Raw genomic sequence first — 418 nt, forward strand, 5'->3', positions numbered from 1 at the left:
GAAAGTATTACCATTCTGGCGAACCAGTTCTCGGGCACTACTTCCGTTACCATTGATGAATCACAGTTCGAAGATGTGTATGTGGACAGTGACAGTATTGATGTCAGTGTGACCGGTACGACTGGCGGTAACTATGAAAACGTCGATTACAGCGGTGCCAGCGCTTCGACTGCGATCGTCGATACGATTGATACTACAACGGTCAGTTTGACAGCGACTCCTCAGCTGACCGAAGACGGTGGTGTGATCACTTACGTTGCCAGCGTGGATAATGCGCCTCAGACCGACATGACGGTTGATCTGTCAAACGGCGAAAGTATCACTATTCTGGCCAATCAGTTCTCTGGCAGTACCTCCGTTACTATTGATGAATCAGAGTTCGAAGATGTGTATGTGGACAGTGACAGTATTGATGTCA

General features: G+C 48.1%; 1 protein-coding gene. It reads left to right on the forward strand.

Annotation, left to right across the window (positions count from 1 at the left end; translation table 11 throughout):
- On the forward strand, positions 1-418 hold a 418-nt coding region (locus J3999_RS11815), incomplete at both ends, for an immunoglobulin-like domain-containing protein (protein WP_208128082.1).

The sequence above is a fragment of the Thiomicrorhabdus sp. 6S3-12 genome (assembly GCF_017571475.1).
Lineage (GTDB): Bacteria > Pseudomonadota > Gammaproteobacteria > Thiomicrospirales > Thiomicrospiraceae > Thiomicrorhabdus.